24 protein-coding genes are annotated in these 26006 nt (G+C 60.0%); 4 read left to right on the top strand and 20 right to left on the bottom strand.

Going from position 1 to position 26006, the window contains the following annotated elements:
• The 5 genes from rlmN to AC1DV6_RS09700 all read right to left on the bottom strand — a co-directional run bounded on the left by rlmN (position 1) and on the right by AC1DV6_RS09700 (position 4851).
• Positions 1-1134, bottom strand: coding sequence for a dual-specificity RNA methyltransferase RlmN (gene rlmN, locus AC1DV6_RS09720; protein WP_477977254.1), 1134 nt, complete (start codon positions 1132-1134; stop codon positions 1-3).
• A 91-nt stretch (positions 1135-1225) separates the two neighbouring features.
• Positions 1226-1651 (bottom strand): nucleoside-diphosphate kinase, encoded by a 426-nt coding sequence (ndk, locus tag AC1DV6_RS09715; RefSeq protein ID WP_477977253.1) that lies wholly within the window; start codon positions 1649-1651, stop codon positions 1226-1228.
• A gap of 76 nt (positions 1652-1727) precedes the next feature.
• The gene (locus AC1DV6_RS09710) at positions 1728-3026 is read right to left on the bottom strand and encodes a pseudouridine synthase (RefSeq protein ID WP_477977252.1); all 1299 of its coding nucleotides are present in this window, start codon (positions 3024-3026) and stop codon (positions 1728-1730) included.
• Positions 3023-3703, bottom strand: coding sequence for an SMC-Scp complex subunit ScpB (gene scpB / locus AC1DV6_RS09705; RefSeq protein WP_477977251.1), 681 nt, complete (start codon positions 3701-3703; stop codon positions 3023-3025). The genes AC1DV6_RS09710 and scpB overlap by 4 nt, the downstream gene beginning before the upstream one ends.
• A gap of 128 nt (positions 3704-3831) precedes the next feature.
• Positions 3832-4851 carry an RluA family pseudouridine synthase gene (locus tag AC1DV6_RS09700; RefSeq protein WP_477977250.1) on the bottom strand — a complete coding sequence of 340 codons (1020 nt, stop codon included), beginning with the start codon at positions 4849-4851 and terminating at the stop codon, positions 3832-3834.
• Between the two features lie 13 nt (positions 4852-4864).
• Here AC1DV6_RS09700 and AC1DV6_RS09695 point away from each other — a divergent pair, with 13 nt between their 5' ends.
• Positions 4865-5671 carry an outer membrane protein assembly factor BamD gene (locus AC1DV6_RS09695; RefSeq protein ID WP_477977249.1) on the top strand — a complete coding sequence of 269 codons (807 nt, stop codon included), beginning with the start codon at positions 4865-4867 and terminating at the stop codon, positions 5669-5671.
• Here AC1DV6_RS09695 and AC1DV6_RS09690 read toward each other — a convergent pair.
• Positions 5640-7640: an ATP-dependent DNA helicase gene (locus AC1DV6_RS09690; RefSeq protein ID WP_477977248.1), complete on the bottom strand. Its 2001-nt coding sequence runs from the start codon at positions 7638-7640 to the stop codon at positions 5640-5642. The genes AC1DV6_RS09695 and AC1DV6_RS09690 overlap by 32 nt on opposite strands.
• A 3-nt stretch (positions 7641-7643) precedes the next feature.
• On the bottom strand, positions 7644-7847 hold the full coding sequence (locus AC1DV6_RS09685; protein ID WP_477977247.1) for a YdcH family protein: 204 nt from the start codon (positions 7845-7847) through the stop codon (positions 7644-7646).
• A gap of 111 nt (positions 7848-7958) precedes the next feature.
• On the opposite strand from AC1DV6_RS09685, the gene AC1DV6_RS09680 reads away from it, so the two are divergent.
• Positions 7959-8717 (top strand): PP2C family protein-serine/threonine phosphatase, encoded by a 759-nt coding sequence (locus tag AC1DV6_RS09680; protein WP_477977246.1) that lies wholly within the window; start codon positions 7959-7961, stop codon positions 8715-8717.
• A gap of 10 nt (positions 8718-8727) precedes the next feature.
• Here the strand turns inward: AC1DV6_RS09680 and AC1DV6_RS09675 are convergent, their stop codons facing one another.
• The 8 genes from AC1DV6_RS09675 to AC1DV6_RS09640 form a co-directional block, all read right to left on the bottom strand.
• Positions 8728-9330 carry a hypothetical protein gene (locus AC1DV6_RS09675; protein ID WP_477977245.1) on the bottom strand — a complete coding sequence of 201 codons (603 nt, stop codon included), beginning with the start codon at positions 9328-9330 and terminating at the stop codon, positions 8728-8730.
• Positions 9327-10433: a cell division protein ZapE gene (zapE, locus tag AC1DV6_RS09670; RefSeq protein WP_477977244.1), complete on the bottom strand. Its 1107-nt coding sequence runs from the start codon at positions 10431-10433 to the stop codon at positions 9327-9329. Before zapE ends, AC1DV6_RS09675 begins: the two co-directional genes overlap by 4 nt.
• Before the next feature lie 152 nt (positions 10434-10585).
• On the bottom strand, positions 10586-12013 hold the full coding sequence (lpdA, locus tag AC1DV6_RS09665; protein ID WP_477977243.1) for a dihydrolipoyl dehydrogenase: 1428 nt from the start codon (positions 12011-12013) through the stop codon (positions 10586-10588).
• 153 nt (positions 12014-12166) lie between these two features.
• The gene (gene odhB, locus AC1DV6_RS09660) at positions 12167-13441 is read right to left on the bottom strand and encodes a 2-oxoglutarate dehydrogenase complex dihydrolipoyllysine-residue succinyltransferase (protein ID WP_477977242.1); all 1275 of its coding nucleotides are present in this window, start codon (positions 13439-13441) and stop codon (positions 12167-12169) included.
• A gap of 15 nt (positions 13442-13456) precedes the next feature.
• Positions 13457-16351 carry a 2-oxoglutarate dehydrogenase E1 component gene (locus AC1DV6_RS09655; protein ID WP_477977241.1) on the bottom strand — a complete coding sequence of 965 codons (2895 nt, stop codon included), beginning with the start codon at positions 16349-16351 and terminating at the stop codon, positions 13457-13459.
• 179 nt (positions 16352-16530) lie between these two features.
• Positions 16531-18426, bottom strand: coding sequence for a propionate--CoA ligase (locus AC1DV6_RS09650; RefSeq protein ID WP_477977240.1), 1896 nt, complete (start codon positions 18424-18426; stop codon positions 16531-16533).
• Positions 18427-18603: 177 nt separating this feature from the next.
• Positions 18604-19212: an isochorismatase family protein gene (locus AC1DV6_RS09645; protein ID WP_477977239.1), complete on the bottom strand. Its 609-nt coding sequence runs from the start codon at positions 19210-19212 to the stop codon at positions 18604-18606.
• A gap of 30 nt (positions 19213-19242) precedes the next feature.
• The gene (locus AC1DV6_RS09640) at positions 19243-19920 is read right to left on the bottom strand and encodes a TetR/AcrR family transcriptional regulator (protein WP_477977238.1); all 678 of its coding nucleotides are present in this window, start codon (positions 19918-19920) and stop codon (positions 19243-19245) included.
• A 220-nt stretch (positions 19921-20140) separates the two neighbouring features.
• On the opposite strand from AC1DV6_RS09640, the gene AC1DV6_RS09635 reads away from it, so the two are divergent.
• Together AC1DV6_RS09635 and AC1DV6_RS09630 are read left to right on the top strand one after the other, a co-directional pair.
• Positions 20141-20692, top strand: coding sequence for a C40 family peptidase (locus tag AC1DV6_RS09635; RefSeq protein ID WP_477977237.1), 552 nt, complete (start codon positions 20141-20143; stop codon positions 20690-20692).
• Positions 20693-20721: 29 nt separating this feature from the next.
• A complete protein-coding gene (locus tag AC1DV6_RS09630) occupies positions 20722-21981 on the top strand; it encodes a DEAD/DEAH box helicase (RefSeq protein WP_477977236.1) in 1260 nt (419 codons plus the stop codon).
• A 276-nt stretch (positions 21982-22257) separates the two neighbouring features.
• Here AC1DV6_RS09630 and mobA read toward each other — a convergent pair whose 3' ends face one another.
• Genes mobA through AC1DV6_RS09605 form a run of 5 tightly spaced genes read right to left on the bottom strand, consistent with a single transcriptional unit; the run spans position 22258 to position 25999 of the window.
• Positions 22258-22893 carry a molybdenum cofactor guanylyltransferase MobA gene (gene mobA / locus AC1DV6_RS09625; protein ID WP_477977235.1) on the bottom strand — a complete coding sequence of 212 codons (636 nt, stop codon included), beginning with the start codon at positions 22891-22893 and terminating at the stop codon, positions 22258-22260.
• Positions 22880-23707, bottom strand: a complete 828-nt coding sequence (locus AC1DV6_RS09620; RefSeq protein ID WP_477977234.1) for an ABC transporter substrate-binding protein — start codon at positions 23705-23707, stop codon at positions 22880-22882. The genes mobA and AC1DV6_RS09620 overlap by 14 nt, the downstream gene beginning before the upstream one ends.
• On the bottom strand, positions 23704-24438 hold the full coding sequence (locus tag AC1DV6_RS09615) for an ATP-binding cassette domain-containing protein (RefSeq protein ID WP_477977233.1): 735 nt from the start codon (positions 24436-24438) through the stop codon (positions 23704-23706). The genes AC1DV6_RS09620 and AC1DV6_RS09615 overlap by 4 nt, the downstream gene beginning before the upstream one ends.
• The gene (locus AC1DV6_RS09610) at positions 24435-25157 is read right to left on the bottom strand and encodes an ABC transporter permease (RefSeq protein WP_477977232.1); all 723 of its coding nucleotides are present in this window, start codon (positions 25155-25157) and stop codon (positions 24435-24437) included. Before AC1DV6_RS09610 ends, AC1DV6_RS09615 begins: the two co-directional genes overlap by 4 nt.
• The gene (locus AC1DV6_RS09605; RefSeq protein ID WP_477977231.1) at positions 25154-25999 is read right to left on the bottom strand and encodes a formate dehydrogenase accessory sulfurtransferase FdhD; all 846 of its coding nucleotides are present in this window, start codon (positions 25997-25999) and stop codon (positions 25154-25156) included. Before AC1DV6_RS09605 ends, AC1DV6_RS09610 begins: the two co-directional genes overlap by 4 nt.
• Positions 26000-26006: the final 7 nt, after the last annotated feature.

The following is a 26006-nucleotide window of genomic DNA, read 5'->3' as shown; positions in this document are numbered from 1 at the left end:
TTAATGACCCGATTCAACCACAGGCTTGAGCATGATGGTACGTTGGCGTGAAATTCGTTTCTGAACCTCGGTTCGGTCTTTGACATCTCCGGCCAATTGACCGCATGCTGCATCAATATCGTCACCTCGGGTCTTGCGCACCGTAGTCACGATACCGGCATTACTCAGGATGTCCGAAAACACTTGCACGGCCTCCGGACTGGAGCGAAGCAAGCCAGACGCCGGGAAGGGATTGAAGGGGATCAAGTTGAGCTTGCACCAAGGCCGCGCACCCTTCTCAGGCCGTACCAAAGCCAGCAGTTCGCGTGCATGCTCTGGCGTATCGTTAACGCCATCCAGCATGCAGTACTCAAAGGTGATGAAGTCGCGGGGTGCAAATTCGAGATAACGTTTGCAGGTTGCCAGCAGTTCGGCGATGGGGTATTTGCGGTTTAACGGCACGAGATTTTCCCGAAGCACGTCATTTGGTGCATGCAATGACACCGCCAATGCGACCGGGCAGTCCTGCCCCAGCCGGTCCATCATGGGCACCACGCCCGACGTAGACACGGTCACACGACGGCGTGACATCCCATACGCGTGGTCATCCAGCATAACTTTCAACGCGGGAACCAACGCGTTGTAATTTTGCAAAGGCTCGCCCATGCCCATCATCACCACGTTGGAGATGACCCGCTCGTCCACTTTCAGGTGCTTGCGCAGGAAGTGTTCGGCAAACCAGAGCTGGGCAATGATTTCGCCCGTCGTCAGATTGCGGCTGAAGCCTTGGTGCCCCGTGGAGCAGAAACGGCAACCGACTGCACAGCCCGCTTGAGAGGAGATACACAGCGTGCCACGGTCGTCTTCAGGGATAAATACGGTTTCAACGGCATCGCCATTGCCGACGTCAAACAACCACTTGATGGTGCCGTCGGACGAGATATGTTGGGAGAGAACCGCCAGAGGCTGTACCTGGGCGGTAGTTTTGAGCTTTTCACGCAACGACTTGGCCAAGTCGCTCATGTCCTCGAATTGCGATGCGCCCTTTTGATGTATCCAGCGGAACAACTGGGTCGCCCGAAAGCGCTTTTCACCCAGCCGCTCGCAAAAAACGGCCAATCCGTCGAGATCGAAATCAAGCAGGTTGGCCGTCATTGCATCAACTCCACCGCCGGGCCGCCCCAAGGTGGGGTTAGCCCCCTCGGGGGGCAGCGACCCGCAAAGCGGCGGAGCGTGGGGGTCATTTTTATCGGCTGTAGACGTTCAGACCGGCGAAGAAGAAAGCGATTTCTACAGCGGCGGTTTCTGCGGCGTCGGAACCGTGCACCGCGTTGGCATCGATGCTGTCAGCAAAGTCAGCACGAATGGTGCCGGCGTCAGCCTTCTTGGGGTCGGTTGCGCCCATCAGGTCACGGTTCTTCAGGATGGCGTTTTCGCCCTCCAGGGCCTGGATCATCACGGGGCCGGAGACCATGAAGTCGACCAGATCCTTGAAGAAAGGACGTGCCTTGTGCACTGCGTAGAAAGCTTCAGCTTCGCCGCGCGACAGATGCGCCATGCGGGCTGCAATCACCTTCAGGCCAGCGGCTTCGAAGCGGGCGTAAATTTGACCGATAACGTTTTTTGCCACCGCGTCAGGCTTGATGATGGAGAGAGTGCGCTCGATTGCCATGGATGATTTCCCTATCTAGTTTGGTAAACAGCATGCCCCCGAGGGGAGCAAAGCCAGCTATTTTAGCACCCTAGGGTTAACGCCCCCGTCCATTGCGTCGCGGCCCGCCTGTGGGGCCCCCACGGCGCTGCCCAGGCTCCTGGCGTTGGCGAGTGAAACTGTCTGCCCCGATGTAGCCAAATGCGGTTTTCATCGGATCCGGCTGGCCACCACCTGCACCTTGGCGATCTCCTGCATCCGAGCGGCCGTTGCCACGCTGGCCTCTGGGGTTGCCCTGCCCTTGTCGTTTAGGCGCAGTTTGCGGCGCGGGTGCCCCGCCATAGTTGGCACCACGTGGACCACCAGAGCGCCCACCGCGGCGGTTGTTACCACGACCAGCGCCATTGCCCTCGCCCGCAACCGCATTCTCGCGCGGCCCTTCACGGCGACCACCAGCCGCCTGCATCAGCGAGCGGATGTCTCCTTCATCCAATTCCATCCAGCCGCCACGCTTCAAACCGCGCGGCAACACCATCGCACCGTAGCGAATGCGGATCAAACGGCTGACTGCATGCCCCACCGCTTCCATCATGCGGCGCACTTCGCGGTTGCGCCCCTCGGAAATGGTGACGCGGTACCAGCAGTTGGAGCCTTCGCCACCCCCATCTTCGATGGAGCCAAATTGGGCCATGCCGTCGTCCAGCTTGACACCGTCCAGCAGCAGTTGTTTCTCTTCCTTGTTCAGCGCGCCGAGAACACGCACTGCGTATTCACGCTCCAGCCCGAAACGCGGATGCATCAGGTTGTTGGCCAGTTCGCCGGAGCTGGTGAACAGCAACAGCCCTTCGGTATTCAGGTCCAGGCGCCCGACGGATTGCCACTTGCCCTGCTGCAACTTGGGCAGGCGACGAAACACGGTTGGACGGTTTTGCGGATCGTCATGGGTCACCACTTCGCCGACCGGCTTGTGGTACGCGATGACACGTGGTGGCGGCGGATCGATGCGCACCCGAATCGGCTTGCCGTTGACCTTGATCGCATCACCAAACTGGATGCGTTGGCCAATGTGGGCAGGTTCGTTGTTGACCGAAATACGCCCTTCCAGAATCAGTTGCTCCATTTCGAGGCGCGAACCCATTCCTGCTTGGGCCAAGACCTTGTGCAGCTTGGGCGTTTCCGCCATAGGTGCCAGAACGCGCTTAGGAGGCGCCAGCTCTTCAATTTCCTCGTCCGCATCGAACTGGCCTGAGATCACGTCGTCAAAGCGATTGGCAATCACATTGCCCGGCGCCTCCGGCGCTGCAACCTGCGGCTGTACTTCGGGTTGGTCCGGCGTAGAGGGCACACTTTCATCCATATCGTTGGGGATGTCGTCCGGGTTCACCGTATCGTTCATTCTGAAATTCCGTTTTGTGCTGGCTCGCCGGACGAGTCCATGGATTCGAGGGGAATGGGCATTTGCACATCTTCAGCCTCGGTCGTGGGTGGCATATCGGTTACATCGGCAACGGGCGCCAGCTCTTCAGAAGGCGCCAGCATGCCGAAACTGTCGGCGGCCTGTGCCGGGTTGTCCAGTAGTGGCAACTGATCGAGAGAAGCCAGCCCCAGATCGTCAAGAAACTGTCTGGTCGTCGCATACAAAGCCGGACGGCCCGCGCTCTCGCGGTGCCCGATGACTTCCACCCAGCCTCGGTCTTCCAGTTGCTTGATCAGCAAAGAACTGATCGTGACACCGCGGATGTCTTCCATGTCGCCACGCGTCACCGGTTGCCGGTAGGCAATGATGGCCAGTGTTTCCAAGGTCGCTCGCGTGTAGCGGGGTGGCTTCTCCGGGTGCAGGCGGTCCAGATACTCCCGCATTTCAGGGCGGCTCTGGAAGCGCCAGCCTGTCGCTACACCAACCAGTTCAACACCCCGACCCGTCCAGTCATCGCGCAGCTCTTCCAGCAGCGTCTTGAGCGTGTCAGCACCCAGGGATTCGTCAAACAAGGCGCGCATATCACGCATGGGCAGGGGCTGCTGCGAGCAAATCAGTGCGGTCTCGAGGACGCGCTTTGCTTCGGCCATATTCATAGTCAGGCTATTTCCGGAAAATCCCGCCGTGGCAGGATCGGTCAATGTGATTCCATTCGGAGGGCACCGGGGGGCGAAGAGTCTGCACCGTGCCTGCGCCCGGCCAAAGGCCGGTGCGACCAAGGGCCTTATAGCCCTTGCGCGGGATTGTAGCGCAGGCTCCAGCCATGCAATAGGGGCAAAAAGTCCTCCGGCAGGGCAGATTCAAAGACCAGCGGCTTGCCATCCACCGGGTGGCTCAGCGCCAATCGGCAGGCATGCAAGGCTTGTCGGGCCATGCTAGGCATCACCGTGCCTCCGTAGACTGTGTCAGCCGCCAAAGGGTGGCCGATGGATGCCATATGCACCCGGATCTGGTGTGTGCGTCCCGTGTGCAGGATACAGCGCACCAGACAGCCCTCCGAAGTGCTGTCCTGCAACACAAAATCCGTCTTGGCGGTTTTTCCTGAGTTGTTTGCCAAGTCCACTACCGCCATGCGCAGGCGATTGCGCGGGTCACGGCCAATCGGCGCTTCCACAGTGACGTTCTTCGGCCCCGTCCAGGAACGGTGTGCTACTGCCAAATACTGCCGACTGACCTCCCGCGCCGCAATCGCCTGCACCAGCGCGTCCATGGCCTGACGGGTGCGTGCCACCACCATCAGCCCGCTGGTGTCCTTGTCCAGCCGGTGCACGATGCCCGCCCGCGGAACCAGCGCCATCGCGGGGTCGTAGGCCAGCAAGCCATTAAGCAAGGTTCCGCTCCAGTTGCCCGGTGCAGGATGCACGACCAGCCCTGCCGGCTTGTCGATGATCAGCATGTGCGCATCTTCGTAGACCACATTTAATGGCATCTCTTGCGGCGTAAATGCCTGGCTTTGGGGCGTGGGGCGCAATTCGATACGCAACATATCGCCAGCCTTGACCTTTTGCGAAGTCTTTACACAGACTTGGCCGCGCAGGCTCACGCGGCCCGCTTCAATCAGTTGCTGCAAGTAGCTGCGGGAAAATTCAGGCACCACGTCCACGAGCGCGCGGTCGAGTCGCAACCCATGTTGTGCTGCAGCTATGGTTGCATCGCGCAATTCGACCTCGCCGACGATGTCCTCGACATCTTCCGGCTCGGTTACTTCACATACGCTCGATATAATCTTTTCGGTCTGTTTCAAGAAAGTTTCCTACATGCTGCGTGTCAAATTATCGGTCGTCCCCGCCATTCTGCTGACGATCGGCGTCTTGTTTCTAGGCGGTTGCTCATCAACCCCGGTCGACAAGACAGCAGCCATGAGCCCGACCAACATCTACAAAGAAGCCCAGGACGAGATGTCTGCCGGCCAGTGGGAACGCGCCGTACCCCTGCTGGAAAAGCTGGAAGCCCGCGCCGCTGGCACACCGCTGGCCCAGCAGGCTCAACTTGACAAGGCCTACTGCCAGTACAAGGCATCCGACAGCGTCCAGGCCATCGCGACCCTGGACCGTTTCATGAAGCTGCACCCCGTCAGCCCGGCCATGGACTACGCGCTCTATCTGAAAGGCCTGATCAACTTCAACGACGACTTGGGTCTGTTCTCCTCTATCACCGGCCAGGATTTGTCTGAGCGTGACCAGAAGGCCGCAAAGGAGTCGTTTGAGACCTTCAAGGAACTGGTAGCCCGCTTCCCGGACTCCAAATACTCCATCGACGCCCGCCAGCGCATGCTCTACACCGTTGGTTCGCTGGCACAAAACGAAGTGCACATCGCCCGCTATTACTACACCCGTGGCGCCTACTTGGCCGCCATCAATCGCGCCCAGGCCGCCGTGGTGGATTACCGGAATGTTCCCGCATTGGAAGAAGCGCTGTACATCATGTACAAGTCTTACGATGCTTTGGGACTGGCCCAACTGCGGGATGACACGAAGCGTGTACTGGACAAGACCTATCCCGACTCAGCATTTCTCGCCAAGGGTTTCAAGGTCAAGCAAGATCCTTGGTGGAAGGTCTGGTAAGGGCCTCCAGCGCCTCGTGAAACTGCGCGCCTGAGGTCAGGCGCCGCATCGGCGGCAGTGCAGCCAGGATGCTGCGCCCGTAAGATTTACCTGTCAGGCGCGCGTCGCAAATCACCAATACGCCGCGGTCTGTCTCGCGGCGCAACAGCCGCCCCACCCCCTGCTTCAGCGCAATTACCGCTTGCGGCAGGAAATAGTCCTTGAAGCCGTTACCCCCCTGCAGTTTCAAATCCTGCACGCGCGCTTCCACCAGCGGATCACCCGGCGGCGGAAATGGCAGCTTGTCGATCACCACCAATTGCAGCGCATCGCCGGGAATGTCGATGCCTTCCCAAAACGAGGCCGAACCCACCAGAATTCGGGCACTCGGGACATCCGTTGTCCCCTCAACAAAGCGTGCCAGCAAATCGCGCCTGCCTTGTTGCCCTTGCACCAGCACTTGCATGGCATCGCCAGCAAAGTGGAGCTGCAGTGCCTGTCCAATCGCATGCATTGCACGCAGCGTGGTGGTCAAAACCAGCGTGCGGCCGCCCAGCACAGTCGCAGCATCGGCTACCAAAGCCGCCACTTGCGCGCTGTGGGCTGCGTCTTGCGGCTGCGGAAAATCGGCAGGCACATAAATCCCCGATTGGTTCGCGTGGTCAAACGGGCTTTCCACCCGCAGTACACGAGCACCTTGCAAACCGCAGGACTGCACGAACCAGCTCAGTTTGTCATCGTTGCCCAAGGTTGCCGACGTAAACACCCAGGACTTGAGCGAGGCTTCACCTGCCGCAGGGAAAACGCGGGCCTGCATCGCTTCGGACACATCCATGGGCGACTGCACCAAACGCCATGACGCCCCGGCCTCCATCCAGCGGACTTGTCCTGCCGGCGAAGGTGATCCAAAAACTTGCACCAGCTCGAGCAAATCAGCGCAGCGCGTGTGCAATGCGGCAATTTCATGGGAACTCTCGGCCAGGCGGTCCAGCAACCGCTGAATATCCTGCAAGGCACTTTGCAATACCGCATACGCTGCAGCCCAGTGCGATGTATCCGCGCCTGTCGGTACTTCGCCCGTCCACACGGTTCGGGTTTGTGCGTCTGCACGTGATGCGGCCTGCTTGACGGCTTCCACACCATTGCGCAATCCGTTGCCGAGCGCAGTCCAATCGGTACTTCCCCAAGCGAGCTTGGTGCTGCTTTTCTCCAGTTCCCTGGCAAAACTAAGCAACTGTCCGCCACTGAGTTGACGCCCGAGGAACTGGACTCCGATCTCGTTGAGCTGGTGCGCTTCGTCAAAAATGACGCTGCGCACGCTAGGCAACAGCTCCGCCACACCGGATTCCCGCACCTGTAAATCTGCGAAAAAGAGGTGGTGATTGATCACCACGATATCTGCAGCCATCGCCTCGCGCCGCGCCAGATTGACATGGCAACTCTGCAACTGTGGGCAGCGACTGCCCAAACAGTTCTCGCGGGTTGACGTCACGCGCTCAACCATCGGTGAGTTTTCTTCCAACGTCGTGAACTCTGCAATGTCTCCACTGCGGCTGCCTTGCGCCCAGCGGTCCATGCGCGTCAACACAGCGTGGGTTGCCGCATCACCCAAAGACGCGCTCTCTACAGCCGCGCCCAAGCGGTTCAGGCAGACATAGCTGCTGCGCCCTTTGAGCAATGCGACGCGTACTGGCACGCCCAATACGTCCTGCAATCCTGGAATATCCCGCGTGAAAAGCTGGTCCTGCAAGGCCTTGGTTGCGGTCGACACCAGCACCCGCTCACCACTTAACAACGCGGGAATAAGGTAAGCAAATGTTTTGCCGATGCCAGTTCCAGCCTCCACCACCAACATGCCGCCCTGCTGCATCGTTGACGCTACTTCGCGCGCCATTTGCGTCTGCCCAGCACGTGGCTTGAATGTGGAAACCGCCTGCGCCAATCGCCCGTCGGGCGCAAAGACCTGTTCAACCGACCGCTGCAAATCCATGAATCAGGCGGGCTCGTCGGGGGAGAGTCGCTGTTCCAGACGGGAGATTTCGTCGCGCAAGGCCAGCCGCTTTTTCTTCAGGCGGCGCATCATCAGTTCGTCCACCGGGTTGGCTTCGGACGCCCGGTCAATCAGTGCATCGAGGTCGCCATGCTCCATACGCAGCTCGATTAGCCGCCGTTCGGGCGAATGCAGGTTAGCTTCCAAGGGGGGATATGCGGGAAATTACGTGGTTAAATCGCACCAATACGGCACAGGCTGGTTCGATAATACGTCCTCCGACCCCACTTACGAAAGTATTGCTCAAGCAAAACCTCCATGGCACAAGGCTACCGACTCAGCGCATCCACCGGCATCCATAAGGGTGACCGCGAATACCAGCAAGACCAGGTGGCTCTGATCAAGCACCCACGCGTCAACGGTTGCGTGATGGGCATCGTCGCCGACGGCATGGGTGGGCGCAGTGGTGGGCGCAAGGCGTCTGACCAGGTCATGATGACCGCCAAGCAACTGTTTGACCGCTACGACCCGGAAACCGACGATGCGGTCGCGACATTGACCCAGATCGTGCAGGAAGCGCACATCGTCATCAAACTCACTGCCATTTCGGCCGAAGAAGAACCGCACAGCACGCTGGCGGCTTTTCTCATCAATGCCGGTGGTGACTGCCATTGGATACATACCGGCGACTCCCGCATCTACCACTACTACGGCAACCAGTTCGTCAAGCGCACGATGGACCACTCCTACGTACAGGCCTTGGTCAACCGGGGCGAAATCACCGAAGAAGAAGCTGCCGTACACCCCCAGTCCAACATCCTGATGGGCTGCCTGGGCACCGAAGGTGACCCACCGGTGGACTTCCATTTCATCCCCAAGCTGCGCCCTGGCGACACGATGATGGCGTGTAGCGACGGCGTCTGGCACTACTTCAACAACGGCGAAATCGGCTCCGTGCTGTCCACGCTGTCCGCGCGGGAAGCCTCCGAGTTCCTGATCGAAAAGGCCCGCTCACGCGGTCACGGTGGTGGCGACAACCTGTCGCTGGTGATCGTCAAGGTCGAGCCACTGGACTGATACCGCGGCTCTAGGGCGGCGTGGGTAAATCCACTGGGGCTTTGCCCTGCTCTTTCAACTTCTTGTCACGTGCGGCGCGCCGTTCACTGGCGGCTTTGTGTCTGGCCGCATAGTCCGCAGCGTTCAACTGCCGTGTCTGCGCATCAAGAGGCGCTTGCACTTTGGGCTCAGCGGGCCCCTTGGGCGCGGACTGGGGCGCATGGTTGACCAGTTTGTCCTGCTGACGGCGCAGGCGCTCTTCTGCGGAATCAGCGTTGGCGTCGATGGGCGGCACCTGTTCTGTCCTCTGCCGTGCCTTGTTCTGCAGATTTTGCGCACGCTCGCGTTCACGCTGGCGTCGCTCCACATCGTTCAGCGCGTTTTCCTCTTTGCGCAGAGCGGCCACCACGGCACGTCTGCGCTCGTTAACCTGGCTGACGCAATCCGTCACCGCAAACACTTTGGCGCAAGCCTGTTCCTGGCCGTCGAATAGCGCCGCCTGCTGCCGCTTGCGCGCCTCCAGCAGAGAGCGCGCATCCGTGGCCTCAGTCTGCTTGTCCTGTGCCCACGCCGGCGCAAGAACTCCGGCCAACAGACAGCCCGCCATCAGTCCGAGTGTTACCGCCTGTCTCATGTCAGTCCCGTATCCACCGTACGCCGCTCCAAAGCCAGGAATTCACGGGACTGCATCTCCTGCAGGCGCGACACCGTGCGCGGAAACTCGTGGGCCATAGGGCCTTCGGTATACAGCGCATCCGCAGGCACTTCGGCTGACATGACCAGTTTGACCCGGCGGTCGTACAACACATCGACCAGCCAGGTGAAGCGCCGCGCCTCGGAGGCCATGCGCACCGGCATCTGCGGCACATCGCTTAAAAACACCGTGTGGAACTGCGATGCGATTTCCAGGTAATCGTTCTGTGAGCGCGGGCCGCCACACAGTGTCTTGAAGTCGAACCAGACCACACCACCCGCCTTGCGCCGCGCCCAGATGCTGCGCGCTTCAATGTGCAACACCCGGTCTTCATCGTCGTGCGACTCAGCCAGCGCATTGAAAGCCAGCTCCATCGCGACGTCGGCCTCTGGGCCATTCGGCACGTGGTACATCTGCACGTTGTCCAGCGTGCGCTGGCGGTAATCAGTTCCGTTGTCCACGCTGATCACTTCCAGCTTTTCGTTCAGCAGCGCAATCGCGGGCAGGATGCGGTCGCGGTGCATGCCACCGGGGTACAGATCGTCAGGTTTGAAATTGGATGTGGTGACAAAGCCCACACCGTTCTCGAACAAGGCCGACAACAGCCTGTGCAGAATCATCGCGTCGGTGATGTCAGCCACGTGAAACTCGTCGAAGCAGATCAGCTTGTAACGCGCTGCCATGCGCTCAGCCAGAATATCCAGCGGATTGGCCTGGCCTTGCAATTCGGCCAATTCGCGGTGTACCTCGCGCATGAACTCGTGAAAATGCAGCCGGGTTTTGCGCTTGAGCGGCACCGCGTTGTAGAAGCAGTCCATCAGAAAGCTCTTGCCTCGCCCTACGCCGCCGTACATGTAGACGCCGCGCGGAATGTCGGGCCGGTTGATCAGCTTCTTGAAGGCGTTGGAGCGCTTTTCCTTGTACAGCGCCCACTCGCCCGCGCAGCGCTCCAGTGCGTCTAAGGCGCGCAACTGCGCCGGGTCGGGCTGGTACCCACGCGCCAGTAGCTCCGCCTCGTAGGTTTTCTTGACACTCAGGGTCATGGGTTCGCTATGAAATCAGGAGCTGCTTACGCACGTTTTACGGGCGTAAGTAGCCATTTTCATGGTAAATTTTCCGCAGGGCAGTCCCAAGGAAAATTAGCCCCCACGGGGGGCAGAGACCCACATGGTGGCGGAGCGTGGGGGTCATGCTTTCAGAAGTTCAGCGTGCGCTTGTCCACCGCCAATGCTGCTTCCTTGGTCGCTTCTGACAGCGAAGGATGGGCGTGGCAGATACGCGCGATGTCTTCAGCACTGGCCTTGAACTCCATAGCCACAACAGCTTCCGAGATCAGTTCGCTGGCCTGGGGGCCGACGATGTGCACACCCAGGATTTCATCTGTCTTGGCATCGGCCAGGAATTTGACGAAACCGGTGGTGTCACCCAGTGCGCGCGCACGGCCATTGGCCAGGAACGGGAACGAGCCTGCCTTATAGGCCACGCCATCCGCCTTGAGCTGCTGCTCGGTGCGGCCAACCCAGGCGATCTCGGGGCTGGTGTAGATGACCCAGGGCACAGTGTTGAAGTTGACGTGTCCATGCTGGCCGGCAATGCGCTCGGCCACAGCAACGCCCTCTTCTTCCGCCTTGTGCGCCAACATAGGGCCGCGCACCACATCACCGACCGCCCAGACATTGGGCAGGTTGGTCTTGCAGTCGCCGTCGACAACAATCGCGCCGCGCTCATCCAGCGCCAGACCCACAGCCTCGGGGTTCAGGCCGATGGTGTTGGGCACGCGACCGATCGACACAATCAGCTTGTCTACGTCCAGCGACACGGCTTCGCCCTTGGCGTTGGTGTAGGCGACAGACACGCCCTTCTTGCCATTCTTGATCTCGCCGACCTTGACACCCAGCTCGATCTTCAGGCCCTGCTTGGTAAATGCCTTATGCGCCTCCTTGGCAACCTGTTCATCCACCGCGCCCAGGAACGTCGGAAGACCTTCGAGGATGGTGACGTCGGCGCCCAGACGGCGCCAGACCGAGCCCATTTCCAGACCAATCACACCGGAGCCAATCAGACCCAACTTCTTGGGCACGGCGCCAATGTTCAACGCGCCGTCGTTGGATAGCACGTTGACTTCATCGAACGGTGTGCCCGGCAACGCGCGTGCGTTGGAGCCAGTGGCAACAATGATGTGCTTGCCGGCAATGGTTTCTTCGGCAGCACCTGCGACCTTGATCTCGTAACCACCATCAGCGGCCTTCACGAAGGAGCCGCGGCCGTGGAAGAAACTGATCTTGTTCTTCTTGAACAGGTACAGGATGCCGTCGTTGTTCTGCTTCACGACGGTGTTCTTGCGCGCCAGCATCTTGGCCACATCCATGCTCACGCCCGTGGCGGTGATGCCATGGTCGGCAAAGTGGTGGTTGGCATGGTCAAAGTACTCACTGGATTGCAGCAAGGCCTTGGACGGAATGCAGCCCACGTTGGTACAAGTACCACCGGGAGCCGGACCGCCCTTGTCGTTCTTCCATTCGTCGATACAGGCGGTGTTGAAGCCCAGCTGGGCCGCGCGGATGGCGGCGATATAGCCACCTGGGCCACCACCGATAACGATCACATCAAATTGTTTGCTCATTGAATTCTCCAGAAATATCAACGCCCTTGTAGAGCGTAGCGAGCGGCTGTGTGGCTAGGCGCGGGTGTCGACCCACCGGAACGTAGCAGCGCTACGTGAGGATGGGGAGAACGGGACCCGCAACAACGCCACACAGTCGCGCAGTAGCTCCACTTAGATGTCGAACAGCAGGCGGGCTGGATCTTCTAATGCCTCTTTCATCGCGACCAGCCCCAGCACGGCTTCGCGGCCGTCGATGATGCGGTGGTCGTAGGACATGGCGAAGTAGTTCATCGGGCGAACCACGACCTGGCCGTTTTCCACCATCGCACGGTCCTTGGTCGCATGCACGCCCAGAATCGCGCTTTGCGGCGGGTTGATGATGGGTGTGGACATCATCGAGCCGAAGGTTCCGCCATTGGAGATGGAGAAGGTGCCGCCGGTCATGTCTTCCATGCCCAGCTTACCGTCCTTGGCTTTTTGGCCGAATTCAGCGATCTTCTTTTCGATGTCGGCAAAGCTCATCTGGTCGGCATTGCGCAGAATAGGCACCACCAGACCACGCGGCGAACCGACTGCGATACCGATGTCAAAGTAGCCGTGGTAAACGATGTCCGTACCGTCGACCGAAGCGTTCAACACCGGGAATTTCTTGAGTGCATGGACGGCTGCCTTGACGAAGAAGCTCATGAAGCCCAGCTTGACGCCGTGCTCTTTCTCGAACTTTTCCTGGAAGCGCTTGCGCATTTCCATCACCGGCGCCATGTTCACTTCGTTGAACGTGGTCAGGATGGCGTTGGTGGATTGCGATTGCAGCAGGCGCTCAGCCACGCGTGCGCGCAGGCGGCTCATAGGCACGCGCTGCTCTGGACGTTCGCCCAGATTCACTGCAGGGCCTGCCACTTGAGGCAAAGATTTGGCTGGAGCGCCCGTCGGAATTGCGGAAGCAGCTACAACTTTAGGAGCAGATGCGCCAGCCGCAACCGCACCGAGTACGTCGCCCTTGGTGACACGGCCATCTTTGCCTGTACCAGCAACGGAAGTAATGGACATGCCATTGTCCGCCAGCAGCTTGGCCGCCGCGGGCATGGCGACATCGCCCTTGCTTGCACTGGCGGGTGCTGCAGCGGGTGCAGGTGCTGGGGCCGCAGCAGGCGCAGGCGCAGGAGCAGCCGCAGCCGCAGCGGGTGCAGAGGCACCGGCGACAGCAGCCGTGTCAATGCGCGCAATCAACTGCTCGGCAGCCACTGTGGCGCCATCGCCTTGCACGATTTCAACCAGCACGCCGGCCGACGGCGCAGGTACTTCCAACACGACCTTGTCGGTTTCGATCTCGATCAGGATCTCATCCACCTTGATCGCGTCGCCGACCTTTTTCTTCCACTGCAACATGGTTGCTTCAGCCACAGATTCAGAGAGCTGCGGTACTTTGACTTCTACGATAGCCATATCAATTCTTCCTTGTTATTTGGTCAGCACGAAGCCTTTGAGTTTTCCGAATGCAGCTTCCACCAGCGCTTTTTGCTGCTCCTGGTGCAGATGCGAATAGCCGACTGCAGGTGACGCCGAGGCCGCGCGTCCGGCGTAGCCGAGCTTCTGGCCTTCTGTCATGTTCTCGTGCAGGTAGTGCTGCACAAAGAACCAGGCGCCCTGGTTTTGCGGCTCGTCCTGGCACCACACAACTTCGGTGGCGTTCGGATACTTCTTCAGTTCGGTTGAAAAGGCCTTGTGCGGGAACGGATAGAGCTGCTCGACACGCAAGATGGCGACGTCGTCGTGGCCCTTCTCTTCACGCTTCTTGACCAGGTCGTAGTACACCTTGCCGGAACAGGCCACGATGCGCTTGACCTTGTCGGCCTTCAATTCCTTGTTTTCCGGAATGATGGTCTGGAAGCTGCCCTTGGTGAACTCGGACAGCGGAGACGCTGCATCCTTGGCGCGCAACAGTGACTTGGGCGTCATGATGATCAGCGGCTTGCGCAGGTTGCGCACCATCTGGCGACGCAACAAGTGGAAGATCTGGCTGGCCGTGGTCGGCTGGCAGACCTGCATGTTGGTGTCCGCACTCAACTGCATGAAGCGCTCCAGGCGCGCCGAGCTGTGCTCAGGGCCCTGGCCTTCGTAGCCGTGCGGCAACATCAGCGTGATGCCGTTGACACGGCCCCACTTCACTTCGCCGGACGCGATGAACTGGTCAATCACCACCTGGGCGCCGTTGACGAAGTCACCGAACTGCGCTTCCCAGATCACCAGCGTGTTGGGGTCGTTCGACGCATAGCCGTATTCAAAAGCCAGCACAGCTTCTTCGGACAGGATGGAATCGATCACGACAAACGGGGCCTGGTTCTCGGCCACGTTCTGCAATGGCACGTAAATGCCTTCGTCGTATTTCTCACGGTTCTGGTCGTGAATGACGGAATGGCGGTGGGTGAAGGTTCCACGTCCGCAATCTTCGCCCGACAGGCGCACTGGATAGCCACTGGCCACCAGAGACGCAAACGCCATGCTTTCGCCCATGCCCCAATCGACCGGAATGTCACCATTGCCCATGGCTGCACGGTTGTCGTAAACCGTTTTGACCAGCTTGTGCGGCGTGATGTTGTCCGGAATCTTCGTGACCTTGGCGGCCAGGCGCTTCCACTCAGCCAGTGGAATCGCCGTGTCACCAGCGTCGGTCCACTTCTTGCCGAGGTACGGCGACCAGTCGACCGCGTACTTGCTCTTGAAGTTGGTCAGCACCGGATCGCGCGTGTGCTTGCCCGCGTCCATCGCGGCGCGGTAGGCGTCCACCAGCTCCTTGCCCAGTTCGGCACCCAAGCCTTGGGTGGCCAACTTGTCAGCATACAGACGGCGGGTGCCGGGGTGCGCTGCAATCTTCTTGTACATCAGCGGCTGAGTCAGCGAGGGGGTGTCCTGCTCGTTGTGGCCCAGTTTGCGGAAGCAGATGATGTCGACCACGACGTCCTTGCGGAACTCCATGCGGAACTCCAGCGCCAGCTGGGTCGCAAACACCACGGCTTCCGGGTCATCGCCGTTCACGTGCAGCACGGGCGATTCGATCATCTTGACGATGTCGGAGCAGTACAGGGTAGAGCGACTGTCGCGCGGATCGCTGGTGGTAAAGCCGATCTGGTTGTTGATGACGATGTGCACCGTGCCGCCGGTGGAATAACCACGGGTTTCGGCCAGCGCCAGGGTTTCCATCACAACGCCCTGGCCGGCGAAGGCCGCATCGCCGTGCACCAGCACAGGCAGCACTTGCTTGCCTAACGGGTCAGCGCGGCGGTCCATACGGGCACGTACTGAGCCTTCGACCACGGGGTTGACGATTTCCAGGTGCGACGGGTTGAACGCCAGCGTCAGGTGAACCGGGCCACCGGGGGTGGTCACGTCACTGGAGAAGCCCTGGTGGTATTTGACGTCGCCACTGGGCAGGTCTTCCGGTGCAGTGTGGTCAAACTCGGCAAACAGGTCGGCGGGCATCTTGCCCAGCGAATTCACCAGCACATTCAGGCGGCCGCGGTGGGCCATGCCGATTACGATTTCCTGCACGCCCTTGGCGCCGGCCTGCTGGATCAACTCGTCCATCGAAGCAATGAAGCTTTCGCCACCTTCCAGCGAGAAGCGCTTCTGGCCGACGTACTTCTTGCTCAGATAGTCTTCTAGGCCTTCGGCCGCAGTCAGGCGGTCCAGGATGTGTTTCTTTTGCTCAGCCGAGAACGTGGGCTTGCTGCGGATGCTTTCCAGCTTTTGCTGCCACCAGCGCTTCTGGTTCTGGTCGGTCGCGTACATGTACTCAGCGCCGATGCTGCTGCAGTAGGTTTCGCGCAGCGCGTTCATCAGCTCACGCAGGCTCATCGACTCTTTGCCGAAGAAGGTGTTGCTGGTGTTGTAAACGGTTTCCTGGTCGGCATCGCTGAAGCCGTAAAAGCCCAGCTCCAGCTCGGGAATCTTGTCGCGCTCGGTGCGCTTCAGCGGGTCCAGATCGGCCCAGCGGGCGCCCACGTTGCGGTAGGCGGCAATCAGTTGCTGCACCGCGGTGCGCTTGCGGCCCATCTCGGAATCGGCGCCGGTGGCCTGGACCACTTGCTTGACGCCCTTCTTTGCCATGTCGGCGAAGGCGTTGATGACGGGTTGGTGCGCTACGTCCTTGGCGTTGGAGCCGTCAACGGCGGCAACGTTTTGCAACGCGTCGAAGTAATCGCGCCAGGAATCGGGCACGCTGCCTGGATTGGCAAGGTAGTTCTCGTACATCTCTTCGACATACGGAGCGTTGCCACCAAACAGGAAAGTATTGTTGCTGTACGCCTGATAGACAGACGCAGTCTGATTCGCCCCGGGGGACGTTGAATCACTCATTTTCCGCTGACCTCCGTTCCCCTTGAGGGAACATTAGCTGGTTAAAGCTTGTTAATTAACCTTCCGCGACACGGCTGAACCGATTGGCGGATGCGACTGTGGCATGGGAAGGGCCTGCATTGCGCTATGAATTGTGCCACTGAATGTGGGAATGGGATAGGGCACTGCGGGTTTGGCCCCTAGTCGGCCAACACATCCCGTATTTGCTGCAGCGCAGCAGGATCTTCCATCGTGGTCAGATCGCCAGGGTCGCGCCCTTCGCAGACCGCCTGTATGGCACGGCGCAACAGCTTGCCACTGCGGGTCTTGGGCAGGACCGTCACAAACCGAACCCGAGCCGGGCGACCGACCGCCCCGATGCTGTTATCCACCACTTTCATGACCTCGCCTTCCAGCTTGAGCCGGGCTGCATCGTCCGCCAGAAGAGTGGCGTCCTTGACGACTGCAAATGCGATGGCAACCTGGCCCTTGAGCGCATCGGCAATCCCGACGACCGCCACCTCTGAAATATTCGGGTGGCCCGAAATGCTTTCCTCAATCTCTCGGGTTCCCAGCCGGTGCCCGGCAACGTTGATCACATCGTCGGTGCGACCCAGGATGAAGAAATAGCCATCTTCGTCGCGCACACCCCAATCGAAGGTGCTGTAAACCAGCTTGCCCGGAATGCTCTTCCAATAGGTATTCACAAAGCGGGCATCGTCGCGCCACACCGTTTGCATGCATCCGGGCGGCAGCGGCCCTTCGATTGCAACTACGCCCTTCTGGTTGGCACCCGTCAATTCTTCGCCGGTGTTTTCGTCCAGCAGCTTGACGTTATAGCCGTACATCGCTACGCCAGGACTGCCAAACTTGCTGGGCTGTTTCTCGACGCCATTGGCAATGCCCAGGATGGGCCAGCCGGTTTCGGTTTGCCAATAGTTGTCGATGATGGGCTTGCCCAAGGCACCGCTGATCCATTGCGCGGTCGGCTCGTCCAGCGGCTCACCCGCCAGGAACAGCGCGCGCAGGCTGGACAGGTCGTATTTCGCGATCAGCGCCGGATCCTGTTTCTTCAGCACCCGCACGGCCGTGGGTGCGCTGAACATCACGGTCACCTTGTACTTTTCGACAAGACTCCACCAGATGCCACCGTCCGGACGGGTTGGCAATCCCTCGTACATGATGGTCGCCATGCCGGCGATCAGCGGGCCGTAGATGATGTAACTATGGCCCACTACCCAGCCGATGTCGCTGGTGGAGAAATAGGTTTCCCCCGGGTTGCCACAATAAATATGTTTCATGCTGGCAGCCAGGGCGACGGCGTAACCGCCGGTGTCGCGCTGTACGCCCTTGGGCTTGCCGGTGGTACCACTGGTATAGAGCGTATAGCTGGGATGCGTGGCATCTACCCATTCGCAGGGCACTTGCGTTGCAAGGTGTTTTTGCCGCAGAGCGCTCCACAGATGGTCGCGGCCAGCCACCAAATCCATAGTGACCAGCGCCCGATCGGTCATCAGAACGGCAACAGGTTTGTGGCTGGACAGGCGGATGGCCTCGTCCAGCAAGGGTTTGTAAGCCACGACCTTGCCAGCGCGAGAACCGGCATCAGCGCTGACAATAACTTTGGGTTCGGCATCCTCAATACGGGAAGCCAGCGAGCCCGCAGCAAAACCGCCAAACACAACACAGTGGATCGCGCCAATCCGTGCGCAGGCCAGCATCGCAAACGCGGCCTCGGCCACCATAGGCATGTAGATCAGCACCCGGTCGCCCTTTTGCACACCCAACTCCAGCAGGCTGGCGGCCATGCGTTGCACTTCGGCGTGCAACTGGGCAAAGGTGTAGACCTGTTCGGTGTTGGTCTCGGTGCTGACGGCAATCAGCGCGGGCTGGTCGGCGCGGTCTTTCAGGTGTCGGTCCACCGCGTTGTGACACAAATTGGTCGTACCACCCACAAACCATTTCGCAAACGGCGGGTTGTTGTAGTCGCAGATCTGCTGTGGAGGTGTTTGCCAGTCGATCAGTTTTGCCTGTTCGGCCCAAAAACCGTCGCGGTCTTGTAGCGAACGGTTGTAAAAGTCTGCGTAAGTACTCATGCCCGCACGGTAGGCCTATCAACTTGCGAGAGGCTGACTCCCCTGTCATCGCTACCCATCCAGGGTGCAGTCCGGCTATGGGTTCGGGTCGATTTTATGAGCCTTCAGCGAATCATGAGGCCCGGGCCCATAGCCCGGCTGCACCCGTCCGTTCGAAACGCTACAGGAGAAGAAAACCTATTTGATCAGCGCCTGAATAGCCTTGAACTCAGGATGCTCGGCCGTACGCAGCCACTCAAAGGCCACCATTTCGGTAGTCATCAGCTCCACACCGGCCCCCGCCAGACGGTCAAATGCGGCGTCGCGGTTGCGCTCGGTGCGCGAGCTGCAGGCATCGGTTACGACCCAGACATCAAACTCGTCCTCCAGCAAGTCCAGCGCTGTTTGCAGCAAGCAGACATGCGCTTCGCAACCCGCGATCACGATGGTGTCGCGCTGGGCAGGCCCCTGCTTTTGCAAATGCTTGGGCAGGCTTCGGGCATTGCCTTGGATCGGCTTGGCGGGCGGGCGCAGCCATTCGCTTAAGCCCTCTTCCACCGCACTGAACTGCATCTTGGCCAACACCCGCGGCTCGGTTGCCGCCAGCGCCTCGCGCAGAGCAGGCATGGTCTCGCCCAATTTGGACGGGTTTTGCTCGGTCAGAAAAACCGGAACCTCCAGCGCCGCCGCCATCTGGGCCAGCCGCACGGCATTGGCCAGCACCGCATCACCGTCAAGCATGGCGGGCATCAGGCGCAGCTGGTAGTCCACCAGCACGAGTTGGGATTGTTCGAGTTCGAGCAGCATGGCGTGTATTCTGTATGGAATGTGAAGAGATCAGCCAAAAAGCGCTGATTGGGCTGTGGCTGACTTTACTTCAGCTTGCACTGCACCTTCCGGCAGGAAACGTAGCGCCAACTGATCCAGGTAACGCACGAACAGCATGTCGGCCCCGGCTTCGGGCGCGGTCAGCCCCAGCGAGTTTTGCACCAGCAGCAGTCCCAGACCATGGGCCATTAGCGCCTCCATCTCGCCATTGGCCTGCGCCGGCGTCGCGCCCAGCGCCTCGAGCGCCTCACCACAAGACGCCAAGGTGCGGCGCAAACTGGCGTGCAATTGCTGTACGACCTCGGGCTTGAGCCCCTGCAAACTGGCTCCGCCCATCAGCAACAGCGTCAACTCCAGATCGCGCGGTTGTCCGGCAAAGGCAGAAAACCAGGCCAACCCCTTGGTCTGCAACATGCCCTGCACACGTGTTTTTCCTGGCTTGGCCTGGACCACAGCTTGGCCAACCCGGTCCAATATTTCCTCCAGCAACGCTGCCAGCAGCGCCTGTTTGCCGTCATAAAACGCGTAAATGGCGCCGGGCGTATAGCCCGCGCGGCGGGCGATTTCCCGGATGCTCATGCGCTCCAGCCCCGACTCCAGAAAGACCGTCCGTGCAGCGTCCAGCACCATGGCCCGACGGGCGTCCACCATCGCCTGTTGGCGCTGCAGTTTTGCATTCAATTTCATATTCCATTAATTTAAACGTGTTTCATTGAAAATATATCGTGCATTTTATTTAAATAATGATATTTATTTTAAACAGTGTTTATTTAATTTATCCAAATACTAAAGTCAAATTTACAAAGGTGAATTGCAAGTAAATTTAATTAAATCAATAAGTTACATTCATTTTCTAATGTGAAACTTTACTTGACATAGAAGTGTCATCACGCTAAGATCAACACCCATGCGTTTTGCCGTTCTGATTGCCGCCCTCACGTTTGCCATAGCGGCGACGGCTGCACCCGCGGAAAAACCGGATGAAGTCACACAGATCCTGATGGACCGCGGCTTGATAGCCCGCATCGGTGATGTTGGGGAGAAGGTCGGAGCCAAGGCATCGGAACTGGTCGTGAACGCCATGTCCCTCCTCGGCGTGCCCTACAAACGCGGCGGAAATTCCCTTGAAACCGGCTTTGATTGCAGTGGTTTTGTCCGCGCCATCTACGAACAGACTGCTGGCAAACTGTTGCCACGCAGCGCCGCACAACAAGCGGCCAGCACCCAGAAAATCGACAAGAAAGAATTGCAACCCGGTGATCTGGTGTTCTTCAACACCATGCGCCGTGCATTCAGCCACGTTGGCATCTATATCGGTGACGGCAAATTCATTCATTCCCCCAAACCCGGCGCCGAAGTCCGGGTCGAAGACATGGGCGTGGCCTACTGGTCGCGCCGGTTTGACGGCGCCCGCCGCGTGCCGGTTGCCGAGTCCGTTCCGGCCGAAGTCCAGCCCTGAGCCGGGCTTCTCTTTTTTCCTTTTCTCCAATGGCATTTGACACTCTGGGTCTGAACCCCGGCCTCCTGACGGCGCTCACGCGTCTGGGCTTTGAAGAACCCACGCCCATCCAGACCGCCGCCCTGCCCGCTGCTCTGTCTGGCCAGGACATTCTTGCCAGCGCCCCGACCGGTTCCGGCAAAACATTGGCATTCGCGCTGCCCTTGCTGCAAAGCCTGCTCGCCGCGCCGCGCGCCGATGCCGCCCGTACCCGCGGCCTGATCCTGGTGCCCACCCGCGAACTGGCCCAGCAGGTCGGAGAAACCATCAAATCGCTGACGCAAGCCCTGCCGACCCTGGTCAAGGTGACCGTGGTTTACGGCGGCGTGTCGATCAACCCACAAATGCTGCGCCTGCGCAGCGGCACCGATGTGATGGTGGCCACCCCGGGGCGCCTGATTGACCTGCTTGACCAACGCGCCTTGCAGTTAAGCGACGTGCAAACCCTGGTACTGGACGAGGCCGACCGCCTGCTGGACATGGGTTTTGCCGAGGAACTGGACCACATCCTGTCGCTGCTGCCGCGCAAACGGCACAACTTGTTCTTCTCCGCCACCTTCCCCAAGGCGGTTCAAGCACTGGCGCAATCCCTGCTGGTGGAACCGCTGCGCGTCTCAGTCACGCCTGACCCTGCCGAGTTGCCGCTGATCACCCAACGCGCCATCCAAGTCGACGCCTCCCGCCGCACCCAACTGCTGCGCCACCTGATCCAGGAGCAGAAGTGGCCCCGTGTTCTGGTGTTCGTCGCCAGCAAATACGCCACCGAAATCGTTGCCGACAAACTGCGCAGAGCCGACATCTTGGCCGAGCCACTGCACGGAGCACTCAGCCAAGGCAAGCGAACCCAGGTGCTGACCGATTTCAAGGCTTCCCGGATTCAGGTGATGGTCGCAACCGACTTGGCCGCCCGCGGTATCGACATTGCGCAGTTGCCAGCCGTGGTGAATTTCGATCTGCCGCGCTCGGCGGTCGACTATGTACACCGTATCGGCAGAACAGCCCGGGCGGGCGAAAGCGGTGTCGCGGTCAGTTTTGTGGACGACGAGACCCTGCCCCATTTCCGTCTGATTGAAAAGCGCAACCAGGTCAGTCTGGAAGTAGAAACCGTCGCCGGGTTTGAACCAGCACCGGCCAAAGAGCTAGCCACCACGGCAAACACCCCAGTCAAAAACCCACCGGGTACTGGCGGCATCAAGGGCAAACGGCCCAGCAAGAAAGACAAATTGCGCGCTGGTTTGGGCAAGGACTGACCGGCCTTTTTGGCGGCCAAGTCGCTGAGTGTCGTGCCGGAGCGGAGAATGCCGGGGCCCTCATGGCGTGCCTAAGGCCACACAAATCGGCCTCCGGCACTCCCCACCCCGACGAGACGGAACATGGTGGTTAAGGATCAACCGAAATGCGAACAACCGCGGAGTAAGGGATATGCGTGGGGCCGCCTTTGTGCGCCTTTGGCACACTGAGGCCCCGCGCATATCCCTTACTCCGTGCATCAACCATGGTAGTTTCATCCCACCAAGTTCCAGCAACTACTGCAACCGCTGCAACTCTTCCAACGTATTTGCGTTGGCAAACGCCTGAGGATCATCCCCAGGAGCGTTGAACGGAACCAGCACTTGTCCCTGGGCACGGGTCCAAGCGTCGATCTTGCGTCCACCGCTTTGCAGGAACCGCTGCAAACTCTCGCGCACGCCGGTTCGCATCAGACAAAACACCGGCTGGCTGCGCAGCACCATTGCACCGCTGTCATCGGGTTCAGGGCCTTGGGCCACCGCAATCTGTGCGTCCGCCTGCAACAATGCATCCACCATGCGCTGCGCCAGATCCAGCGGGAACAACGGGCTGTCACATGGCACCGTCAGTAAGAAGGGCGAGCGGCATGCATCCAGCGCCGCCAGAAAACCCGCCAATGGGCCCTGAAAATCCTGCAGGCTATCCGCCACAACGGTCGCGCCCATATCAGCGTACTGCTCTGCGTTGCGGTTGGCGTTGATCAACACAGCAACGGGTGCGTAGCTCGTTTGCGCGGCCAACCGCTGCATCGCGTGCGCGACCAACGTTTTACCGCGAAACAGTTGCAGCCCTTTGTCCACCCCACCCATGCGGGAGCCCCGGCCACCGGCCAGGACCACGGCTGTCAGCTCGACGGATTCAAGGGTTGGCATTCGGGAAGAACAGTTGTTCGCCGCCAATTTTGTAGCTGGCAATCACCGCTTGCCCGGCAGGCGAACGCACCCAGTCCACAAACTTCGTGGCACCTGCCACGTTCACATGCGGATGCAGCGCCGGATTGACCGCCATCACGCCGTACTGGTTGAACAACTGCTTGTCGCCCTCTACCAGAATGACCAGGTCAGCCCGGTTGCGGAAATTGAGCCAGGTGCCGCGGTCGGTCAGCGCATAGGAGCCGCTGGCGGCCGCGATGTTCAACGCCGGGCCCATGCCGCAGCCGCATTCCTTGTAATACGCGCCTTTGGGTGCATCCACGCCGGACTGCTTCCAGAAGCGCAGTTCGGCGGCGTGCGTGCCGCTGCGATCACCGCGGGAAACGAAGGCCGATGAACTGGTGGGCAGCTTGCGCAGCGCCTGCACGATGTCACGACCACGTGTGCCGACCGGATCGCTGGTTGGCCCAACCAGCACGAAGTCGTTGTACATCACCGGATAGCGGCGCAGGGCGTGCCCTTCCTGCACCAGCTTTTCTTCGGCCGCCTGGTCGTGCACAAACAGCACATCCGCATCGCCGCGGCGGCCCATGTCGATAGCCTGACCTGTTCCAACGGCAACGACCTTGACGTCCAGCCCGCTGGCAGCTTTGAATGCGGGCAGCAGATGCGCGAACAAGCCGGACTGCTCCGTGGACGTGGTCGATGCCATCACCAGTGTCTGGCCGAAGGCCGTACTGGATGCTAGCAAAAGCATAGCTGCCCACGCACGTAGCACGGGCGCTACGAGGCCTTTTTCCTTATGAAACTTCATGCGAGTTCTCCTTTGACAAATTGGGCCGCGGCAGCTGAATGGGCCAGCAACACCGCTGTGTTGAAAAAATCATGCACAGGCAAATCGGCCAGTACTCGGCCCTGCTCCAGATAAATCACCCGGGTCGCCAAGCGTTTGACCTGGCCCAGGTTATGGCTGGCAAATACCAGTGTTTTGGGGTGCGTTGCATTCTGCTCCGTGCCAAACGCTTGCGCGGTGGCCTCCACCTGCCGCTTCGAATGCGGGTCCAGACTCGCCGTGGGTTCGTCCAGAAGCAGTACATGCGGCTGCAACATCAGCGCACGCGCCAACGCCACCCGTTGGGTTTGTCCGACCGACAGCTTGTTGCCGGGTCGTTGCGACAATTCAGCCAAGCCCGCTTGTGCCAGCGCTTGTACGGCCCGGGTTCGCGCTTGGCGCCATCGGGTACCACGCAGCCACAAGGCCAGCGCCAGGTTATTGCAAACGGACAAGCGCAGCAGAACCGGGCGTTGGAACAGCATGGCTTCGTGCGATGCCAGATGACGCTGTGCGTTGCCTTGGCTGGGTGCGATCAGGCCATGCAACACGCGCAACAACGTGGACTTGCCACTGCCATTTGCACCCACCAGCGCCACCCGTTCGCCCGCGTGGATGCGCAAACTCACGTCGGTCAAGGCCATAGGAATATCTTGCGCCGATGCCCAGCGCACGCCGACCAACTGCAATGAATACACGGCCAATTGACTCATGCTACCCGCCTTGTCGCTGTCCACCAAGCACTCCACGGCGTTCGCAGCAACGCGATCAGCGCCTGCAACAGCAACACCACCAACAGCAACACGAGCCCGAGCCCCATCGCCAGCGGCAAATCGCCCTTGCTGGTTTCCAGTGCGATGGTGGTGGTCATGACCCGGGTAAAGCCATCGATGTTGCCGCCAACAATCATCACCGCGCCAACTTCCGAGATCGCGCGCCCAAATGCGGCCAACAACACGGTCATCAACGCACCACGTTCATTCCAGGCCAGCAACAGTCCCGTCAGCTTGGGCCCCGCGCCCAGTGAGCGCAGTTGCTCACCGTGTGCGGCATCGGCATCGGCCACCACCTGCTGCACCAGCGCAATGACGATGGGCAACACCAGCAGGGTTTGCGCAAACAGCATCGCCTTGAAGGAATACAGCCAACCCAGGAAGCCCAGTGGCCCGCTGCGCGACAGCAATAGATACACCAGCAGACCGGCCACCACCGACGGAAAAGACAACAGGGTATTGACCAGCACCAGCGCGCCGCCACGGCCAGGAAATCGCGCCACCGCCAGCCACGAGCCCAAAACGGCGCCGATCAAAAATGCAAGTACACAGGCACTGGCACTCAGGGCCAAGGATCGAAGAATGATGGAGACCAGCAGCGCATCGCCACTGATCAACAAATGCCATGCGGCAAGCGCGCTCTCAGTGAGCGAACTCACGCAGCAACCCCGGCAGGTACCGCCTCCAACTGCAAGCGGTGGGCGCCGCTAAAGCACAGGAACCGTTTGTTCAGCGCTCGGCCAATGGCGCAAAGCCCCAGGTCCTGGGCCACCGCATGGCCCATCTGCGTCATGCCGCTGCGCGAAATGACTACCGCAATGCCCATTTGCGCGGCCTTCATCACCATCTCGCTGGTCAGTCGACCGGTGGTGTAGAAGATGAGCCCCTCAACCTGCAAAGGCTTGGCTGACGCAGCTTCCATCGCCATCCAGCCAGCAATCGTGTCGATCGCGTTGTGGCGACCCACATCTTCGACAAACAAAAGCATCTCTTCGCCACGGAACAGGCCGCAGCCATGCACCGAGCCCGCCGATTTGTACGTACTGTCCTGCACGCGGATTGCGTTCACGATGGCGTAAATCTGGGTTTGCGTGACTTTGGTGGCTGGCAGTTGCACGCCTTCAATATGCGCCATCACTTCACCAAACAAACTACCCTGGCCGCAACCGGTGGTCACCACACGTTTGGCCGTCTTGGCTTCCAGATTCTGCAAGCCGGTATGCGTTTTGACTGCTACAGCACCCACTTCCCAATCGACGGTAACAGAAGCCACTTCACTGGCGCTGAGAATCAGCCTTTGGTTCAGCAGGTAGCCCAGCGTCAGCCACTCCGGACGCGCGCCCAGTGTCATCAGCGTGACCAATTCGCGCTTGTCCACATAGACCGTCAGCGGCCGCTCGGCGGGAATCTCCAGTCGCTGGCGCAGGCCCTCCTCGTTCACCACCTCAATGCTGTGCGTCAATGGCGCACGGGCCTGGGTGAGGAACGGAATGGAGGACATGGTTGCC

Source organism: Rhodoferax sp. P2_H8_2 (assembly GCF_056403235.1).
Note: the sequence above shows the minus strand (reverse complement) of the source record. Positions and strands in the feature narration are given on the sequence as shown.

What these genes read in the sequence shown, in the direction of transcription:
- scpB (WP_477977251.1), bottom strand. Translation starts at nt 3,703, where the DNA reads ATGAATATGGCCGAAGCAAAGCGCGTCCTCGAGACCGCACTGATTTGC.
- odhB (WP_477977242.1), bottom strand. Translation starts at nt 13,441, where the DNA reads ATGGCTATCGTAGAAGTCAAAGTACCGCAGCTCTCTGAATCTGTGGCT.
- AC1DV6_RS09635 (WP_477977237.1), top strand. Translation starts at nt 20,141, where the DNA reads ATGCGTTTTGCCGTTCTGATTGCCGCCCTCACGTTTGCCATAGCGGCG.
- AC1DV6_RS09690 (WP_477977248.1), bottom strand. Translation starts at nt 7,640, where the DNA reads ATGGATTTGCAGCGGTCGGTTGAACAGGTCTTTGCGCCCGACGGGCGA.
- AC1DV6_RS09695 (WP_477977249.1), top strand. Translation starts at nt 4,865, where the DNA reads ATGCTGCGTGTCAAATTATCGGTCGTCCCCGCCATTCTGCTGACGATC.
- AC1DV6_RS09675 (WP_477977245.1), bottom strand. Translation starts at nt 9,330, where the DNA reads ATGAGACAGGCGGTAACACTCGGACTGATGGCGGGCTGTCTGTTGGCC.
- AC1DV6_RS09650 (WP_477977240.1), bottom strand. Translation starts at nt 18,426, where the DNA reads ATGAGTACTTACGCAGACTTTTACAACCGTTCGCTACAAGACCGCGAC.
- AC1DV6_RS09710 (WP_477977252.1), bottom strand. Translation starts at nt 3,026, where the DNA reads ATGAACGATACGGTGAACCCGGACGACATCCCCAACGATATGGATGAA.
- ndk (WP_477977253.1), bottom strand. Translation starts at nt 1,651, where the DNA reads ATGGCAATCGAGCGCACTCTCTCCATCATCAAGCCTGACGCGGTGGCA.
- AC1DV6_RS09615 (WP_477977233.1), bottom strand. Translation starts at nt 24,438, where the DNA reads ATGAGTCAATTGGCCGTGTATTCATTGCAGTTGGTCGGCGTGCGCTGG.
- lpdA (WP_477977243.1), bottom strand. Translation starts at nt 12,013, where the DNA reads ATGAGCAAACAATTTGATGTGATCGTTATCGGTGGTGGCCCAGGTGGC.
- mobA (WP_477977235.1), bottom strand. Translation starts at nt 22,893, where the DNA reads ATGCCAACCCTTGAATCCGTCGAGCTGACAGCCGTGGTCCTGGCCGGT.
- zapE (WP_477977244.1), bottom strand. Translation starts at nt 10,433, where the DNA reads ATGACCCTGAGTGTCAAGAAAACCTACGAGGCGGAGCTACTGGCGCGT.
- AC1DV6_RS09630 (WP_477977236.1), top strand. Translation starts at nt 20,722, where the DNA reads ATGGCATTTGACACTCTGGGTCTGAACCCCGGCCTCCTGACGGCGCTC.
- AC1DV6_RS09640 (WP_477977238.1), bottom strand. Translation starts at nt 19,920, where the DNA reads ATGAAATTGAATGCAAAACTGCAGCGCCAACAGGCGATGGTGGACGCC.
- AC1DV6_RS09645 (WP_477977239.1), bottom strand. Translation starts at nt 19,212, where the DNA reads ATGCTGCTCGAACTCGAACAATCCCAACTCGTGCTGGTGGACTACCAG.
- AC1DV6_RS09655 (WP_477977241.1), bottom strand. Translation starts at nt 16,351, where the DNA reads ATGAGTGATTCAACGTCCCCCGGGGCGAATCAGACTGCGTCTGTCTAT.
- rlmN (WP_477977254.1), bottom strand. Translation starts at nt 1,134, where the DNA reads ATGACGGCCAACCTGCTTGATTTCGATCTCGACGGATTGGCCGTTTTT.
- AC1DV6_RS09680 (WP_477977246.1), top strand. Translation starts at nt 7,959, where the DNA reads ATGGCACAAGGCTACCGACTCAGCGCATCCACCGGCATCCATAAGGGT.
- AC1DV6_RS09605 (WP_477977231.1), bottom strand. Translation starts at nt 25,999, where the DNA reads ATGTCCTCCATTCCGTTCCTCACCCAGGCCCGTGCGCCATTGACGCAC.
- AC1DV6_RS09620 (WP_477977234.1), bottom strand. Translation starts at nt 23,707, where the DNA reads ATGAAGTTTCATAAGGAAAAAGGCCTCGTAGCGCCCGTGCTACGTGCG.